Below are 16080 nucleotides of genomic sequence, written 5' to 3'. Positions count from 1 at the left end.
TCATGGCAGAAACGACCCACTCACAGTCGCTCAGAACGCCGATCGTCGCCGTCCTCGGCCACGTCGACCACGGCAAGACCAGCCTCTTGGACATGATCCGCGGCTCGGCGGTCGCCTCCGGCGAGGCCGGCGCGATCACCCAGCACATCGGGGCGACCGCGGTGCCCCTGGAAACCGTCTCGCAGGTGGCGGGCAGCCTCGTCGACCCGACCGACTTCGACTTACCTGGCTTGCTCTTCATCGACACGCCCGGTCACCACTCCTTTACGACGCTTCGCTCCCGGGGCGGGGCGCTCGCGGACATCGCGATCCTGGTGGTGGACGTGAACGACGGGTTTCAGCCCCAGACCGAGGAGGCGGTGACGATCCTGAAGAACTCCCAGACGCCGTTCATCGTCGCAGCGAACAAGGTGGACACCACCCCGGGGTGGAACCCGACCGAGAACGCCCCGATCCAGGGCACCTACGAGTCCCAGAGCGACCGGACCAGGAGGCGGCTGGACGAGGGGCTCTACGAGATCATCGGCGACCTGAGCGACATGGGATTCTCCGCCGATCTCTACTGGCGGGTGACCGACTTCCAGGGCAACGTCGGCGTCGTCCCGGTGAGCGCCGAGACCGGCGAGGGGATCCCCGACCTGCTCACCGTGCTGATGGGCCTTTCTCAAAGGTATATGAAGACCGAGATGGAGATCGACGTCGCCGGACCGGGCGCGGGGACGGTCCTCGAGGTGAAAGACGAGAAGGGCTTCGGGACCACCCTCGACGTCGTGCTCTACGACGGGACGGTGCGCGAGGACGAGACGATCGTCGTCGGGGGCAAGGACGACCCGATCGTCACCGACGTGCGGGCGCTGCTCCAGCCGCGTCCGCTCGCGGAGATCCGCACGGAAAAGCGGTTCGAGCGGGTCGACTCGGTCACCGCGGCGGCGGGACTGAAGATCGCCGCGCCCGATCTGGACGCGGCGATGGCCGGCGCGCCGGTGCGCGTGGTTCGCGACCGTCCGCTCGAGGACGTGATCGCGGAGGTCGAGGCCGAACTCGCGGAGATCGACGTCGGCACCGAGGACGAGGGCGTCGTCGTGAAGGCCGACACGCTGGGGAGTCTGGAGGCGATGGCCGACGCGCTGGAGGAGGCGGCGGTGCCGATCATGCGTGCGGAGGTCGGCGACGTCGCCCCCCGTGACGTGACGGTCGCGGGGACGGCGAACGACCCCGCCCACCGCGTCATCCTGGGGTTCAACGTGGACGTGCTCGCCGACGCCGAGCGCGCTCTCGAGGAGTCGGAGGTACGGCTGTTCGACGACGAGGTGATCTACCAGCTGGTCGAGGAGTACGACGAGTTCGTCACCGAACGCGCGCGCTCCCAGCAGGAGACGATCCTCGAGAAGATCGCCCGTCCGGGTCGCTTTCGAATCCTCCGCGATCACGTCTTCCGGCAGAACAACCCGGCGGTCGTCGGCGTCGAGGTGCTCGGCGGGCGGATCAAGACCAACGCCCACGTCGCGCTGTTCGAGGGCCAGGAACCAAAGCGCGTCGGCGAGATCAAGGGGATTCAAGAGCAGGGCGAGGACGTGGGAGTCGCGACCCGCGGCGACCGGGTGAGCGTCGCCATCGACGGACCCACGGTCGGACGCCAGATCGACGAGGGCGACGAACTCTGGATCGAACTGCCCGAGAAACACGCGAAGATCCTCGAACAGGAGCTGGTTGAGGAGATCGCCGCCGACGAGCGGGAGGTACTCTCGATGTACTTGGAGAAGCGCAGAAAGCGCGACCCGTTCTGGGGCAAGTGAGGCGGCCGTCCGCCCCCGCCCCATTCTGAGGCCTTTTTACACCTTGGATAAAAGAGCTATCTGAAGCTATACATTCGACGCCGCCCTCCCCGGTGTATGCGCAGTCACCTCCTCGTCGTGGTCGTCGCCCTCTGTCTCGTGCTCGCCGGCTGTGCCGGGGAGGACGTCACGAACGGCGACGAGACACCCGAGGAGACGGAGACGCCGGAGGGTATCGAGGACGCCGCTGACGATGCGGACGACGCGGCGGATGGAGTCGACGACGGAGACGCTGAAGCCGACGACGGTACCGCCGAGGAGGTCGATACGGCCGTGGACTCGGACGACGAGGACCCGGCGTCGGACGCCGACGCTGAGGACGGTGCCGAAGCGAACGAGGGAACGGAGGCGAACGACGAACAGTCCCCCGACGAGGAAACCCCTGACGACACGACCGACGCCGAGGAGGAGACGGAGACCGAACCGGTCGACGGGTCGGTCGAGGTCCACATGATCGACGTGGGACAGGCCGACGCCACGCTGATCATCGGGCCGGGTGGGGAGACGATGCTGATCGACACCGGCGACTGGCGGCAGGACGGCTCGGGGGTCATCGAGTATCTCGAAGGGGAGGGAATCGATCGGATCGACTACCTCGTGGCGACGCACGGCCACGCCGACCACATCGGCGGCCACGCCGCGGTGATCGAGCACTTCGAGACCGAGGGCGACGGGATCGGTCAGGCGTGGGACTCGGGCGTGCCCCACACCTCCGCGACGTACGACCGGTATCTCGACGCGGTCGAGGAGCACGAGGTAGACCTGATCGACGCCCAGGAGGGCGACGAGATACCGATCGAGGGCGTCGACGTTCAGGTGCTGAACCCGCCGGCGGAGAGCGACCGACCGGACGACCTCCACTACAACAGCCTCTCGGTCCACCTGGCGTTCGGGGAGACGGCGTTCCTCTTCACCGGCGACGCGGAGGAGGACGCCGAGGCACGGATGGTCGACGCCCACGGCGACGAACTCGCCGCCGACGTCTACCACGCGGGCCACCACGGGAGCGCAACGAGTTCGACGCCCGCGTTCCTCGATAGCGTCGAACCGGAGATCGCGCTGATCTCGGCCGCCTACGAGTCCCAGTACGGACACCCGCACGACGAGGTGCTAGATGCATTCGCCGACCGGGGGATCGAGAGCTACTGGACGGCCGTCCACGGGACGGTCGTGATCGAGAGCGACGGCTCCGACCTCGCGGTCGAGACCGAGAGCGAGGCGACGACTGACCCGCTCGCGCTGTACGACGAGTCGGAAGCCACGGTCAGCGCTCCGCCCGTTTCACCGATCGCGTGGGAGACAGACGCGACTTGGCTCCCGGGACCGGCGGTGATCGCGTGATCGACGACGGGGAGTACACGGCGGTCGTCGACCGGATCGAGGAGGGCCTCGCGGTGGTGATCGTGGAGTCGGAGGGCGAGCCGATCGAGGAGTTCCACCTCGGCCCCGAGGAGCTTCCGGAGGGCGTCTCCGGGGGGGCCGTCTGTCAGATCACCGTCTGCGACGACGCGATCGAGGCGATCGAACCCGATCGGACGGCGACCGACGAGCGTCGGGAGTCGGCCCGCAGCCGGTTTGACCGGCTCTCGCGCCGGCCGGACGACCCGGAGAACTGATGGGGGCGGTCGTAGACCGGTACCGACGGTCGTTCGGACGGGTCGGTTTACGGGGGAGACGACCCTCGGTGTGACGTCTCGGATACGAAACGATTGTCTGACGCGAGAGGGGAGTTCGATCCACGGTTTCGGATGGAGAATCGGAGAGGTCCACGGGCGACCGGGACGCGCCGAACCCGGGTCCGGGGTCGGGACGACGCCTCGGGGGACGGTCACACGGGTCGTGTTCGAGTCGAAACGAGTGGGTCCGGGGGAGGACGGGTTCGACGCGAGGTGACAGCCGACGTATACCGGTTCTCTCGGGTCGGGGAGGTTACGCGTCGTGGTCCTCGACGTAGAGCTCGTAGCGCGCGTCGCACTCCGAACAGCTACCGGCGGCCTCCTCGATCATGTCGGTGAGGACGACCTCGCCGTGCTCGCAGTGTCGACACGAGAAGACGAGCGTGTCCGAGGCCACGCGGTGGGCGAGGGAGTTGGTGTTCTCGGCGGTGAGACGCCACATGGCCCACTAGTCGTCCACGGAGCGGTATATATCCGGGCCACGCCTACGCGACCGACGCGACCCGTTCCTCGCGAAAGCGCTCGCCGTCCCAGCACCACGAGGAGAGGGAGGGAGGACCCGCGAGCGAGACGATCACGTAGGATCGACCCGGCCAGCTCGCCAGCGCCCGATCGGTCGCGCTCGGCGCCGGGGGACCGGCCGGATGCGAGTGGTAGAAGCCGACGACGGAGTCGCCCGCCCCTTCGATCCGCTCGATCGCGGCGAACAGTCCCTCGGCGTCGAGTTCGTATCGCCGCCGTGGCTCGCTCGCGACGTTCGGAACGCGGATCACCGTCCCGACCGTCGCCTCCCTCCCCTCACGACGACCGCCGAGGACGCCACAGACCTCCTCCGGTGCGCCCGCTCGCGCCTGGTCGATCATCGCCTCTCGGTTCGCTCCGGGGACCGAGAGCGTCCGCATCAGCGCCCGGCGGGCGTAAAGGAGGAGCCGACCGCGCGTTTGACCTGCCAGGCAGCGCTCGCGGCGAGCTCGCGAGCGACCTCGGTCCTGTCCTCGTCGCTCACCGTCGGCGTCTCGTCGGGGTCCGCGGCGAACCCGGCGCTCACCACGTCGCCGGCGGGCGGCTGGACGGCGACGGTCGCCTCCGGGCCGCCCATCCCCTGACCGACGTCCGAGCCGACGACGTACTCCTGGGGGAGGTACTCCCGGACCGCGTGCGCGATACGCGCGGCGTCGTGCTGGAGGATACGTTTCTGTTCGGGCGACAGGTCCGGGACGTCCGCGGTCGCTCGCTGTCCCGCGTCGGTCGTCCCCCGTGAGCCGGCGTGCGGCGTGTTTCCGTGCATGAGAGCGGTTCGCTCGCCGGTAGGGGACCCGTATCGAAAAACCCGTCGGTCGATCCGAGGAGTTTCGAGAACTCTCAGAACGGAGAGCGACCCCGACCGTAGACCGCGAGGACGACCGCGCACGCGTATTCGCCCGCTGGCTCCGCTCGCACCGTGACGACCGAGGGCTCCTCGAACGTCCACTCCCGCAGCCCCTGACCCGCTTCGATCCCCCGCTCGACCCGCTCGCGAGCGGTCGCCTCGTCGAACTCGCCGCCGGTCTCGTAGAACAGCCCCGGTCCCTCGCGGCTCACGGACCACGCGAGTGCCGCACTCACGGGTTCGTCGACGCTCGTCGCGCGTGCCTCGACCACCGTCAGGATACCTCCGATCGGACCGAGGTCCGGGGCGGTGCCGACCGCCTCGACGCTCGCCTCGGCGGGGATCACGGAGGAGACGCTCACGAGGTTGTAGTTCTCGACGCCGGCCTCGGCGAGCGCGGCGTCGTAGGCCGCTATCGCCGTCGGCGCGCTCGCGTGACCCCAGACGACCCGGATCGTCTCCATGGAGAGCCCTCGGCTATCGGTCGAGTAATCGGTTGCGGTTCGGCGTGGGCGACTCGTCGCCGGTGGGGAGGCCGTCGCTCAGTGGACGTAGTAGTGAGCGTCGGTCTCGTCGGCCTCGTTCGCGATCTTCTCGTAGGCGGCCTCGAAGTCTGCCTGCCCGACCGTCGTTCGGTCGTCGCGAATCGCGAACATCCCCGCCTCGGTACAGAGGCTCTCTAACTCCGCGCCGCTGAAGCCCTCGGTCTCCTCCGCGATCGACTCGAAGTCGGTTCCCTCCGCGACGTTCATCTCTCGGCTGTGGATCCGCAGGATCTCGCGTCTGCCCTCCAGTTCGGGGTCGGGCACCTCGATGAGTCGGTCGAACCGACCCGGCCGGAGGATCGCGGGGTCGAGCATGTCGAAGCGGTTGGTCGCGGCGATCAACCGGACCTCGCCGCGTTCCTCGAAGCCGTCCATCTCCGAGAGGAGTTGCATCATCGTCCGCTGGACCTCGGCGTCGCCCGAGGTCTTCGACTCGGTCCGCTTGGAGGCGATCGCGTCGATCTCGTCGATGAAGACGATCGCCGGCTCGTGGCTCCGCGCGAGTTCGAAGAGGTCGCGCACCAGCCGCGACCCCTCGCCGATGAACTTCTGTACCAGTTCGGAGCCGGCCATCTTGATGAACGTCGCGTCGGTTTCGTTCGCGACGGCCTTCGCGAGCATCGTCTTTCCCGTACCGGGCGGGCCGTGGAGTAACACGCCGCCCGGCGGTTCGATGCCGACGGCCTCGAACTGCTCGGGGTTCACGAGTGGCTCCTCGACCGCCTCGCGCACCTCGCGGACCTGGTCGTCGATCCCGCCGATGTCGGCGTAGGAGACCCCGGGGCGGTGGTCGATCTGCATCGCCTGCGCGCGGGCGTCGGTCTCGGCGTCGAGGATCCGCTCGATGCCGAAGGAGTCGTTGATCGCGACGCGGTCGCCGGAGTCGACGTCCGCGGAGAGCGAGGGCGTGACGTCGGTGAGCACCTCCTGGTTCGTCCCGTGCTGTTTGATGATCGCGCCGTCGTCGGTCAGCTCCTCGACCGTCGCGATGTAGAGCGAGGCGGTCTTGAGCGCGCTGTTCTCGCGTTCGAGCCGATCGACGTCGTCACGGAGGGAGTCCTTTCGACCCGTCGTGTCGGAGAGGCGATCTTCGAGCTGATCGCGGATCCGGACGAGTTCGACGTAGTGGTCCTCCAGGACCTCCAGTCGCTCGCCCTCCGACATCTCGGGGTCGAGGTCGAGCCGTGGTCGGTCCGGGATGGAGGGGCTGTGCGCCATCACTCGGCGTAGGGGAGCGAGGTTAAAAGTGCCTTTGGGTCTCGGTGGATGGTGCGAGGGCGTCAGACGCCCGTCGGCGGCCGAACGGAGCTAACAGACCGGGAAGACGATCGAATCGTCACCGGGCACGCGGTCGTCCCGCTCGGTTCCCCGGTGACCGGACGCTTCGATCCCGGCCGAACCCGACCGAACGTCGCTCGCGTCGAACGCAACCGTTACCCCGGCCCGGAGATGGTCTTTCGTGGCCGCGGGAAAACCCAATCGGCCACCGGTATGTGATCGAGAGGGTTTCCGATCGGATGTCGGTAAATCAACCTTATTGCCGACGGACGCCTAGTTCGTCCCACGATGAGAATCGACTGGAGAGCTGTCGTACTCGGGTTCGTCGTGACCGTCGCGCTCGGCGTCGCGAGCGGGCTGATCGTCGCGGGAGCGGACGCCACGACGCCGGCGATCTCCTGGGGGCTGGTCGGGGCGCTCGGTGGGATCGCGGCCGGCTTCGTCGCCGGTGGAACCGTGCGTTCGGGCGCCGTCCACGGCGGGCTCGCGACCGTCTTCGGGTGGCTGGTCCTGCTGGCCGTCGTGACGGTCACCGGGCTCCTGTTCGCCGGTATCGTCCCGGCGCTCGGCGTCCTCGGCCTCGGGCTGCTCATGCTCGCGCTCTACGCCATCCCCGGTGCCGTCGGCGGCGCCGTCGGATCGTGGATCAAGGGCCGCCGGACCGCCGCGGAGACCGCACGACCACAGATCTGAACGCGAGACGCACCACCCGGTTCGTTCGGGTGGTGCCACCTCACACAGCGGGGGTGATCGCCGGCTCCGACGGACCGGGTCGCCGCGGTCACGACAGAGTGCATACCCCACCCGATTCCGTGGAGGGGAAATAGGATCGGCCATTACCGTCCGACGACCCCGTCGTCTCCCACGCTCGGGATCGTTCGGGCGCGAACCGACTCAGACCAGCTCCGCCATCTCGTCGACGTAGGTCTCGTACACCGAGAGCGCCTCCTCGACCGGTTCGGACGAGGTCATGTCGACGCCGGTGATCTCCAGCAACGAGAGCGGGTAGTCCCGAGAGCCGGCCGAGAGGAACTCGAGGTAGCGCTCGGCGGCCGGCTCGCCCTCCTGCAGGATCGACTGGACAATGGCGACGGCGGCGCTGATCCCCGTCGCGTACTGGAAGACGTAGTACGCCCGGTAGAAGTGCGGGATGCGCATCCACTCGCGGGCGATCCGCTCGTCCACCTCTGCGGGGGCGTAGAGCTCCGACTTCAGCTCCCCGTAGAGTTCGTCGAGCGCGTCCGGCGTGAGCGCACCGCCCTCTTCCGCGATCTCGTGGGCGCGGTGTTCGAACTCGGCGAACATCGTCTGTCGGTAGAGCGTCGAGCGAAAGCGCTCTAGGTACTCGTTGAGCACGTGCAGGCGGAGGTCGTCGTCCTCGACGGTCTCGAGCAGGTGGTGGGTGAGCAGGGTCTCGTTCACCGTGCTCGCGACCTCCGCGACGAAGATCTCGTAGCCGCTGTAGACGTAGGGCTGGGTCTCCTTCGTGAACTCCGAGTGCAGCGAGTGACCCAGCTCGTGTGCGAGCGTGTACATCGAGGCGACGTCGTCCTGGTAGTTCATCAGGATGAACGGCTGGGTGTCGTACGTTCCCGAGGAGTACGCGCCCGCCTGCTTGCCGGCGTTCTCGTAGACGTCGACCCAGCGAGAGTCGAGCCCCTCGGCGAGCCGCGATCGGTACTCCGTACCGAGGGGTTCGACCGCCTCGACGACGTACTCCGCCGCCTCGTCGTACTCCAGTTCCGGGCTCTCCGAGTACGCCACGGGCATGTAGAGGTCCCACATCCGGAGCTCGTCCACCCCGAGAGCCTCGCGTTTCAGCTCCGCGTGGCGGTGGAGCGGGTCGTGGTTCTCGCCCACCGTCTCGACCAGCGTGTCGTACACTTCTACTGGTATGTTCGGCCCGTCGAGCGCCGCCTCCCGGGCGGTCTCGTAGTTCCTGGCTCTGGCGAGCTTGATGTCGGTCTTCACGCTGTTCTTGTACGCCGCGCCGACCGCGTTTCTCACGTCGGCCCACTCGTCGTAAAAGGCCTCGTGCACCTCGCGGCGGAACTCCCTGTCGCCCTCCTTCTGGAGCGTGACGAAGTTCGAGAGCGTGATCTCGGTCGGGCCGTCCTCGGGGTGCTCGACCGAGGGGAACGTCATGTCGGCGTTCGTGAGCATCGTGTAGACGTCGCTCGTGGCGCCGGTCACCTCGCTCAGCTCCGCGAGGAGCTCTTCGATCTCGGCGGATCGGGTGTGCGGCTTCATCCGGAGCACGTCGTCGAAGTAGTGGTCGTAGGACTCCAGAGCGGGCTCGTCCTCGATCATCGCCTCGATCTCCTCGCGCGAGCACTCCTGAAGTTCCGGTTCCACGAAGCTCGACGCGCTGGAGGCGTCGGCGGCCAGCGACTGTGCCCGTGCGGTGAGTGCCTGGTACTCCTGGTCCCGGGTGTCCTCGTCCCGGCGAAGTCGGGCGTACATCGCGACCTGCGAGACGGCTCGCGAGAGCTCCTCTCCCAGTTCGAGCACCTCGTGGAGGGTCTCGGCGCTCTCGGTGACTCTCCCCTCGTAAGCCCTCATCTCGTCGAGACGGCTCTCGACCGCCTCGTAAGCGGCCTCCCAGTCCTCGTCGCTCGTGTAGACGCTCTCGAGATCCCAGGTGTACTCCTCCTCGATCTCGACGCGCTCGGGAACCGAACTCATGGGCCGCGATAGGGCGTTACGTCGCTAAACGCTGACGGTTCCGGGACGGCGCCGAGAGCGGGATCGGGAGGCCGATCAGGCGTCCGCGTTCGGCGGGACGTTCTGGTTCAGCCGGAACCGGTTCTCCGGGTCGTAGCGCGTCTTCACCTCGACCAGTCGGTCGTAGTTCTCGCCGAAGAGCAGCCGTGCGGGGTCGTTCGCGAAGCCCGGGAAGTTGCCGTACCGTCCGGAGGCGACCGAGAGCGCCTCCACCTCCGCGAACCCCTCGCGGACCCACGCGACGTTCTCGTCGTCGTCGGCCAGGTCTTCCCAGTTCGCCTCGAAGTTGATCATGTACGGCTTCTCGCGGTGCCAGAACGCGGTGGCTTCGCGCGGAACGTCGGCGACCGCGCCTCCGAGGAGCCAGATGTCGATCGTCGAGAGCGAGGAGGGAGCGTCCTCGTTGTACCGACACGCGATCTCGATCACCTCGTCGGTGATGTCGTCGAGGAAGATCGACTTCCAGTAGTAGCGCAACCCGTCCGGGTAGTCCTCGTCGAGCATCGACTGGAGCGTCTCGAAGCGCATCCGCCCGCTGAAGTCGGCGATCGGCGTCGCACCCTCGACGAGCGGCGCGAAGACCGCCTCGCTCTCCGCGGGATCCCCGCGGAACGAGCCGAGACAGGCGATCGTGGGCTCGCCCCAGTGCTCCTCGGGGAACCCCTCCAGTTCGGGGACGTGTCCGAGGAAGGGGAGTACGCCGGCCGTCCGTGGTGCGGACTCGCCCCACTCCCGGAACCGTTCGAGCACGGTCACCGAATCGTCGCCGGGGAACCAGACGAAGAGCGCGGAGACCTCGGGTCCGACCTCGTGGAGCGCGAACTCGAAGGTCGTCACGATACCGAAGTTCCCACCGCCACCCCTGATCGCCCAGAAGAGGTCCTCGTGTTCGTTCTCGCTCGCGGTCCGAACCCGCCCGTCGGCGGTCACGACTTCGACCGAGCGCAGGTTGTCCGCCGCGAGACCGAACTCGCGGCTGAGGTGGCCGTAGCCGCCGTTGAGCGTCAGCCCCGCGACGCCGGTCTCGGAGACGGCCCCGAGGGCGGTCGCGAGGCCGTGGAGCTGTGTCTCGTGGTCGACGTCGCCCAGCGTCGCACCGCCCTGGACCCGGACCCTCCTCGCACTCGGGTCGACGACCACCCCGTTCATCTCGGAGAGGTCGATCACCACGCCGCCGTCGACGGTGCTCAGACCGGCCACGTTGTGCCCGCCGCCGTGGACGGCGATCTCGAGGTCGCTCTCGCGTGCGAACTCGACCGCTGCGACCACGTCAGCGGTCCCCGTCGGTCGGACGATCACAGCGGGTCGACGATCGATCATCCCGTTCCAGACCGCCCGTACGTCGTCGTAGCCCTCGTCTTCCGGGCCGATGAGCTCCCCCCGATGCCGCGTTCGCAGGGCGGAGAGGCTCCGGTCGAGGTCCGATCCACCGTGTGCCATCATAGCACCGAGTACGTACGACACGGAGGAGGATAAACCAGCGTCTCGAGCGTTTCAGGACCTCTCGTTCCGATATTTGGGGAGTAACGATCCACAATCGGAGGGGGGGTCGGGTGACCGCGCGAGCGTCCCCGGTCACGGCTTCCGAACGGTGAGACGATAGGTCGTACGGAGAGAGTGGTCGGGAAACGAACAGCTAGATCCGGATACTCGGCGGTCGGATCGTTCCCTCCGACCCGGTCGACGACCACGTAGTCGTCGCGGAGTGACCGCGTCCCGTGACACTGGACACCGCGCGTGTACGGCCGACAGCGTACCTCTATGCACAACGGTTTGATCCCGGACTCCGTTCAGGTGGTATGGACGACGCAGACGAGGTGCTCGGTCGGGCGTGGCACGACCCGTTCTCCTGGGAGTTCCTCACCGAACTGACCGAGATCGAGAACCGGATGGGCGGTCACCCCGGCGAGCGACGGGCGGCGGAGATTACAGGGGAAGCGTTCTCCGAGGCGGGGGTCGAGGACGTGGAGATCGAGGGGTTCTCGGTCCAGCGCTGGGAGCGAGGGAGCGCCGCGCTCGCGGTCACCGAGCCGATCGAGCGTTCGTTCGAGACGATCGCGCTTCCGTACTCTCCCCCGGGAGAGGTGAGCGCCCCGCTGGTCGACGTCGGCTACGGCACGCCCGACGAGATCGAGGAACGTGACGTGTCGGGTGCCGTCGTCGTCGCGAGCACCGACACGCCCCCGGGGCGCGGCCGCTTCGCCCACCGGATGGAGAAGTTCGGCCACGCGGCGGCGGCGGGTGCGGAGGCGTTCGTGTTCGCGAACCACGTCCCCGGCCAGCTCCCGCCCACTGGGTCGCTGCGCTTCGACGCGGAGGCGGCGATGCCCGGCGTCGGCGTCTCGGCGGAGACAGGCGCGTGGCTCACCGACTACGCGAAGCGAGGGGCGAGAGTTCGCCTGAGCGTGGACGCCGTCACCGAGCGGGGGGAGAGCGTGAACGTCCACGGGACGCTCGGATCGGGCGAGGAGGAGGTCGTCCTGCTCGGACACCTCGACGCGCACGACATCTCGGAGGGTGCACTGGACAACGGCTGTGGCATCACGGTCGTCGCCGCCGCCGCGCGACTGCTCGCGGAGCTCGACCTCGGCTGCCGGGTACGCGTCGCGGGCGTCGGCTCCGAGGAGATCGGACTGATCGGCGCGGAGGCGCTCGCGGAGGAACTCGACCTCGAAGCGGTGAAGACGGTCGTCAACGTCGACGGCGCGGGTCGGTTCCGCGACCTCAAGACGTACACCCACGGCTCGGAGGCGGTCGAGGAGCTGGTGAAAGCGACCTGTGACGAGTGGGACCAACCGGTCGGCTTCGAGCGCGACCCGCATCCCTACAGCGACCACTGGCCCTTCCTCAATCGGGGGGTGCCCGCGCTCCAGTTGCACTCGGAGAGCGGCGAGCGAGGCCGTGGCTGGGGCCACACCCACGCGGACACCCGGGACAAGGTCGACCCCCGGAACCTGCGCGAGCACGCGATCCTGACGGCGTTGCTAGTGCAGAGACTCACCCACAGCGAGGTCCCGCGTATCGAGGAAGCCGACCTGAGAGAGGGCATGGAGGCGGCGGACCTGGAGCCGGGCATGCGCGCCGCAGAGATCTGGCCGGAGAGCTGGGAGTGAGGGCGTCGATGAGCGTCACGATGGTCGGGAGGACGACGATCGACGCACCGGTCACCGAGGTGTTCTCGTTCATGGACGATCCGGAGAATCACGTCCGGGTGACGCCGAGCCTCCGCTCGGTCGAGGGGATCGAACGGGTCGAGAACGGCGGCAAGCGCGCCGCGTTCGACTACCGCATCCTCGGCGTCCCCTTCCGGGGCGAGCTTCGCGACTCCGCCTACGACCCGCCGAACCGGATGGTCCACGATCTGTCGGGGACGGTCTCCGGCCGGATCACGGAGACGTTCGAGTCGAACGGGAGCGTAACGGAGTACGAGTACCGCGCGGAGTACGACCTCCACCGGTTCGGACCGCTCGGACGGCTCCTGCGACCGCTCTTCGTCCGGTACAACCGCCACGAGCTCGAACGGCTGCTCACGAACGTGAGGAGTCAGTTCGAGTAGGCGAGGACTCGCGGAGCGAACTCCCTGCCCGCCCGAGGACGTTCGATCCACGAAGCGCGCGACCTATCGTCGAAACGCTTTCTGCGGCCGTCGGATCTCGACGACCTCACGCGTCGGTGACAGCTCCGCATAGTATGATTGTCCCCCCGTACGAAAGCGGTCGGTACCAGGTATGGACTCGAACGACGTCGAACTCCTCCACCTCACGGTCGAACTCTGGCACCCCTCTTGCTGGACGCTCGAGACGACCCGAGAGGCCGAGGCCGGACTCTACGCACACACCACGGTGCCGGCGGCCGAGAGCAGCGTCGGGCTGTACACGGTCTACGGACGGTCCCGGGACGCGCTCTCCGCGCTCACCGACGGCGTCCGGGAGTCGTCGCTGACGGAGTCGGTCACCGTCCTCCCGCCGTCGACGGGGCCGCTCGTCTCGACGGGGTCGGCGACGCGGCGGGTACTGGTCGAGTTCGACTCCGCCCCGAGCATCAGACGGGCGTTCACCTCGCGCGGGTTCGTCCACTACGGGCCCACCAGACACGAAGGCGGCCGCGAACGACGCTCGCTGCTCGTCCGATCCGACCGGCCGAGCGTGCGACGGGCGCTCGACGAGGTCGAGTCCGAGTACGACGCCGACATCTGCGTCCACAGCCTCACCACGGTCGCGAGCGAGTGCGGACCCCCCGCTCGCTCGGGGGAGGCGGCCGAACCGGCGCTCGGAGGCCATCTCTCGTCGAGACAGCGCGAAGCGTTCCTGCTCGCCCGGTCGCGGGGCTACTACGAGTATCCGCGGGCGACGACCGCGCGTGCGCTCGCCTCCGACCTCGGGATATCGAAGACGACGTTCCTCGAACATCTCCGGAAGGCCGAGGCGAAACTGCTGAACGGGATCGACCCCTTCTGAGGTCGACCGGTATGCGAACGGCTCCCCGACGAGGGAGGCGACCCTCCCATGGGAGGGGACGGCCGTTTTGCCCGCACTGTGCTTCACTCACTCATGAAGGAGAACGACCGGACGATCACGCTCTTCACGATGATCGGTCACGCGACGTTCCACGTCTACGAGATGGTGATCCCCCTGTTCGTCGTGATCTGGCTGGACGCCTTCGATGTCTCGCCGGCCCTCTTGGGGACCGTCGTCGCCGTCGGCTACGGGCTGATCGGTGTCGGGGCCCTCCCGAGCGGGGCGTTGGCCGACCGGTACGGATCGAAGCGGCTCGTCGTCCTCTCGATGGCGGGGATGGCCGGCGGGTTCGTCCTCATCAGCCTCGCCCCCTCGATCTGGCTGCTCGGCGCGGCGCTCGTCGTCTGGGGCGCGGCGGCGAGCCTCTACCACCCGGCGGGGCTCTCGCTGATCACCCGGGGGACGAAGCGACAGGGAACCGCCCTCGCCTACCACGGAGTCGCCGGGAACGTCGGCACCGCGGTCGGCCCGCTGCTCGCCGTCCTCATGCTCACCGTCCTTGACTGGCGGCTCGTCGCGGCGGTCCTCATCCTCCCGGCGCTCGTCGGCGTGGTCGTCGCCTACCGGCTGGACTTCGACGAACGGGGTGACACCTATCTCGAGGGCGAGAGAGCGATCGCGAGCCAGCTCGACGGGTGGGCGAAGTTCCTACGACAGTCGAGGACGCTGTTCGTCGGCGGGTTCGTCGTCGTCTTCGCGATCGCCATGCTCGCCGGGACGTACTACCGGGGGGTGTTCACCTTCCTCCCGGAGGTCCTCGCCGACCTCCCGGTCTTCGGCCCGCTCGAGGTCGCGGACGAGACGATCGAATCGAGCCAGTACGTCTACGCCGGACTGCTCCTGATCGGCGGGGCCGGACAGTACGTGGGCGGGAAGCTGAGCGACCGCCGGTCGCCGGAGTGGGCGATCGTCGGTGCGTTCACGGCACTGATACTCGTCTCGCTGCTCTTCCCGTTCTTCGTCGGCGCCGGCCTGCTCGCGACGCTGGTGATCTGTGGCGCACTCGGGTTCTTCGTCTTCATGGAGGCGCCGATCCACCAGGCGCTGATCGGCAAGTACGCGGCGGCCGACATCCACGGACTCTCGTTCGGCTACACGTATCTCGGTGTCTTCGGAATCGGTGCCGCCGGAGCCTCGATCGCCGGGATCGCGCTCACCTACGGCGGGGTCGACCTGCTGTTCGTCGCCCTCGCCGCGTTTCCGACCGCCGGACTGGTCCTGGCCGGCTACCTGATCACGAGACGTGGGTAGTCGATCCGGTCGCGTCACCGCTCGAGGGATCCCCCACCGGGCCGAGTGAAATCCATCTACTCGCCGATCCCCTCGCTCACCGTCCCCGCGACGCGCGCGGCCGTCTCACGCTCCACCCGTTTCGTCTCGAAGACCGCGCGGGCGCTCTCGGCCGCCTCCGGGTCGACCTCGAACGAGGTGTCGGGATAGGAGACGTCCGTGAGGACGAGCGCTTCGGCGGGTGCGGCCCCGATCCCCTCGCCCCCCGAGAGCGACTCCGGAGAGAGAACTCGGTCGACGGACCCCGCGTCGCGCTCGCCGCTGCCGATCTCCGCGAGCAGCGTGGCCGTCCGGCGGATCTGGTGGCGGCAGAAGCTATCGCCTCGAAACCGTAGGGTGAGGAACGGTCCGTTTCGCGCTGCCGAGGCGTCGTAAAGCGCTCTCTCCGTTCGCTCTGTCTCCGGCGTCAGGTTGTGGAAGTCGTGTTCCCTGGCGAGTTTCGAAAGCGCCTCGGACACCGCTCCGTCGTCGAACTCGGGTGCGTGGAGGTGGTAGACGTACGCGCGGCTCTCGGCGTCGTATCTCGCGTGGAAGTCGTCTCCAACCGGCGTCGACGCCCACGCCCGCACGTCAGCCGGGAGTTCGGAGTTGAACGCGGCGGGCGTGAGCCACTCCGGGCACTCGAACGAAACCGTCTGCGCGAGCGCGGAGACGCCCCTGTCCGTTCGCCCCGACGCGGCATAGCCCGCCGGAAGGCCGTCCGCGACGCCGAGTGCAGAGAGCGCGGAGAGGAGGGCGTCCTCCACGGTCGGGACCTCCGGCTGGCGCTGGAAGCCGAAGTACGGGGAGCCGTCGTAGGCGATCCGGAACGCGCGCATGTCACGGGTTTCGGGTCGGTCGTGAAAG

General features: G+C 68.2%; 16 protein-coding genes. 8 read left to right on the top strand and 8 right to left on the bottom strand.

Annotation, left to right across the window (positions count from 1 at the left end; all coding sequences use genetic code 11):
* Positions 1-2 precede the first annotated feature (2 nt).
* The 3 genes from infB to V2L32_RS06895 all read left to right on the top strand — a co-directional run bounded on the left by infB (position 3) and on the right by V2L32_RS06895 (position 3451).
* The gene (gene infB / locus V2L32_RS06905) at positions 3-1796 is read left to right on the top strand and encodes a translation initiation factor IF-2 (RefSeq protein WP_331235744.1); all 1794 of its coding nucleotides are present in this window, start codon (positions 3-5) and stop codon (positions 1794-1796) included.
* A gap of 96 nt (positions 1797-1892) precedes the next feature.
* On the top strand, positions 1893-3176 hold the full coding sequence (locus tag V2L32_RS06900; RefSeq protein ID WP_331235743.1) for a ComEC/Rec2 family competence protein: 1284 nt from the start codon (positions 1893-1895) through the stop codon (positions 3174-3176).
* Entirely contained in the window at positions 3173-3451 is a 279-nt protein-coding gene (locus tag V2L32_RS06895; protein WP_331235742.1) for a DUF3006 domain-containing protein, read from the top strand. Before V2L32_RS06900 ends, V2L32_RS06895 begins: the two co-directional genes overlap by 4 nt.
* 313 nt (positions 3452-3764) lie before the next feature.
* Here V2L32_RS06895 and V2L32_RS06890 read toward each other — a convergent pair whose 3' ends face one another.
* From V2L32_RS06890 to pan2, 5 genes are all read right to left on the bottom strand, one after another.
* Positions 3765-3953, bottom strand: coding sequence for a hypothetical protein (locus V2L32_RS06890; RefSeq protein WP_331235741.1), 189 nt, complete (start codon positions 3951-3953; stop codon positions 3765-3767).
* 43 nt (positions 3954-3996) lie between these two features.
* Positions 3997-4413, bottom strand: coding sequence for a desampylase (locus tag V2L32_RS06885; protein ID WP_331235740.1), 417 nt, complete (start codon positions 4411-4413; stop codon positions 3997-3999).
* Positions 4413-4799, bottom strand: a complete 387-nt coding sequence (locus V2L32_RS06880) for a DUF5811 family protein (RefSeq protein WP_331235739.1) — start codon at positions 4797-4799, stop codon at positions 4413-4415. The genes V2L32_RS06885 and V2L32_RS06880 overlap by 1 nt, the downstream gene beginning before the upstream one ends.
* Positions 4800-4873: 74 nt before the next feature.
* Complete coding sequence (locus V2L32_RS06875; protein ID WP_331235738.1) at positions 4874-5344, bottom strand: pyruvoyl-dependent arginine decarboxylase; 471 nt, start codon at positions 5342-5344, stop codon at positions 4874-4876.
* Positions 5345-5422: 78 nt separating this feature from the next.
* The gene (gene pan2, locus V2L32_RS06870) at positions 5423-6643 is read right to left on the bottom strand and encodes a proteasome-activating nucleotidase Pan2 (RefSeq protein ID WP_331235737.1); all 1221 of its coding nucleotides are present in this window, start codon (positions 6641-6643) and stop codon (positions 5423-5425) included.
* Positions 6644-6991: 348 nt separating this feature from the next.
* On the opposite strand from pan2, the gene V2L32_RS06865 reads away from it, so the two are divergent.
* The gene (locus tag V2L32_RS06865) at positions 6992-7396 is read left to right on the top strand and encodes a DUF5518 domain-containing protein (RefSeq protein WP_331235736.1); all 405 of its coding nucleotides are present in this window, start codon (positions 6992-6994) and stop codon (positions 7394-7396) included.
* Between the two features lie 201 nt (positions 7397-7597).
* Here V2L32_RS06865 and pepF read toward each other — a convergent pair whose 3' ends face one another.
* Together pepF and V2L32_RS06855 are read right to left on the bottom strand one after the other, a co-directional pair.
* Positions 7598-9388, bottom strand: a complete 1791-nt coding sequence (gene pepF, locus V2L32_RS06860; RefSeq protein ID WP_331235735.1) for an oligoendopeptidase F — start codon at positions 9386-9388, stop codon at positions 7598-7600.
* A gap of 75 nt (positions 9389-9463) precedes the next feature.
* Entirely contained in the window at positions 9464-10867 is a 1404-nt protein-coding gene (locus V2L32_RS06855; protein WP_331235734.1) for an FAD-binding oxidoreductase, read from the bottom strand.
* Positions 10868-11226: 359 nt separating this feature from the next.
* Here V2L32_RS06855 and V2L32_RS06850 point away from each other — a divergent pair, with 359 nt between their 5' ends.
* The 4 genes from V2L32_RS06850 (at position 11227) to V2L32_RS06835 (ending at position 15195) form a co-directional block, all read left to right on the top strand.
* Positions 11227-12540: a M28 family metallopeptidase gene (locus V2L32_RS06850; RefSeq protein WP_331235733.1), complete on the top strand. Its 1314-nt coding sequence runs from the start codon at positions 11227-11229 to the stop codon at positions 12538-12540.
* An 8-nt stretch (positions 12541-12548) separates the two neighbouring features.
* Positions 12549-12983, top strand: a complete 435-nt coding sequence (locus V2L32_RS06845) for an SRPBCC family protein (protein WP_331235732.1) — start codon at positions 12549-12551, stop codon at positions 12981-12983.
* Positions 12984-13155: 172 nt separating this feature from the next.
* Entirely contained in the window at positions 13156-13884 is a 729-nt protein-coding gene (locus V2L32_RS06840; RefSeq protein ID WP_331235731.1) for a helix-turn-helix domain-containing protein, read from the top strand.
* Between the two features lie 93 nt (positions 13885-13977).
* A complete protein-coding gene (locus tag V2L32_RS06835; RefSeq protein ID WP_331235730.1) occupies positions 13978-15195 on the top strand; it encodes an MFS transporter in 1218 nt (405 codons plus the stop codon).
* A gap of 56 nt (positions 15196-15251) precedes the next feature.
* Here V2L32_RS06835 and truA read toward each other — a convergent pair whose 3' ends face one another.
* On the bottom strand, positions 15252-16052 hold the full coding sequence (truA, locus tag V2L32_RS06830; RefSeq protein WP_331235729.1) for a tRNA pseudouridine(38-40) synthase TruA: 801 nt from the start codon (positions 16050-16052) through the stop codon (positions 15252-15254).
* Between the last annotated feature and the right edge of the window lie 28 nt (positions 16053-16080).

Origin of the sequence: Halalkalicoccus sp. CGA53 (genome assembly GCF_036429475.1) — an archaeon.
Lineage (GTDB): Archaea > Halobacteriota > Halobacteria > Halobacteriales > Halalkalicoccaceae > Natronorarus > Natronorarus salvus.
The sequence above is the reverse complement of the archived record's forward strand: the minus strand, read 5'-3'. Positions and strand labels throughout refer to the sequence as shown.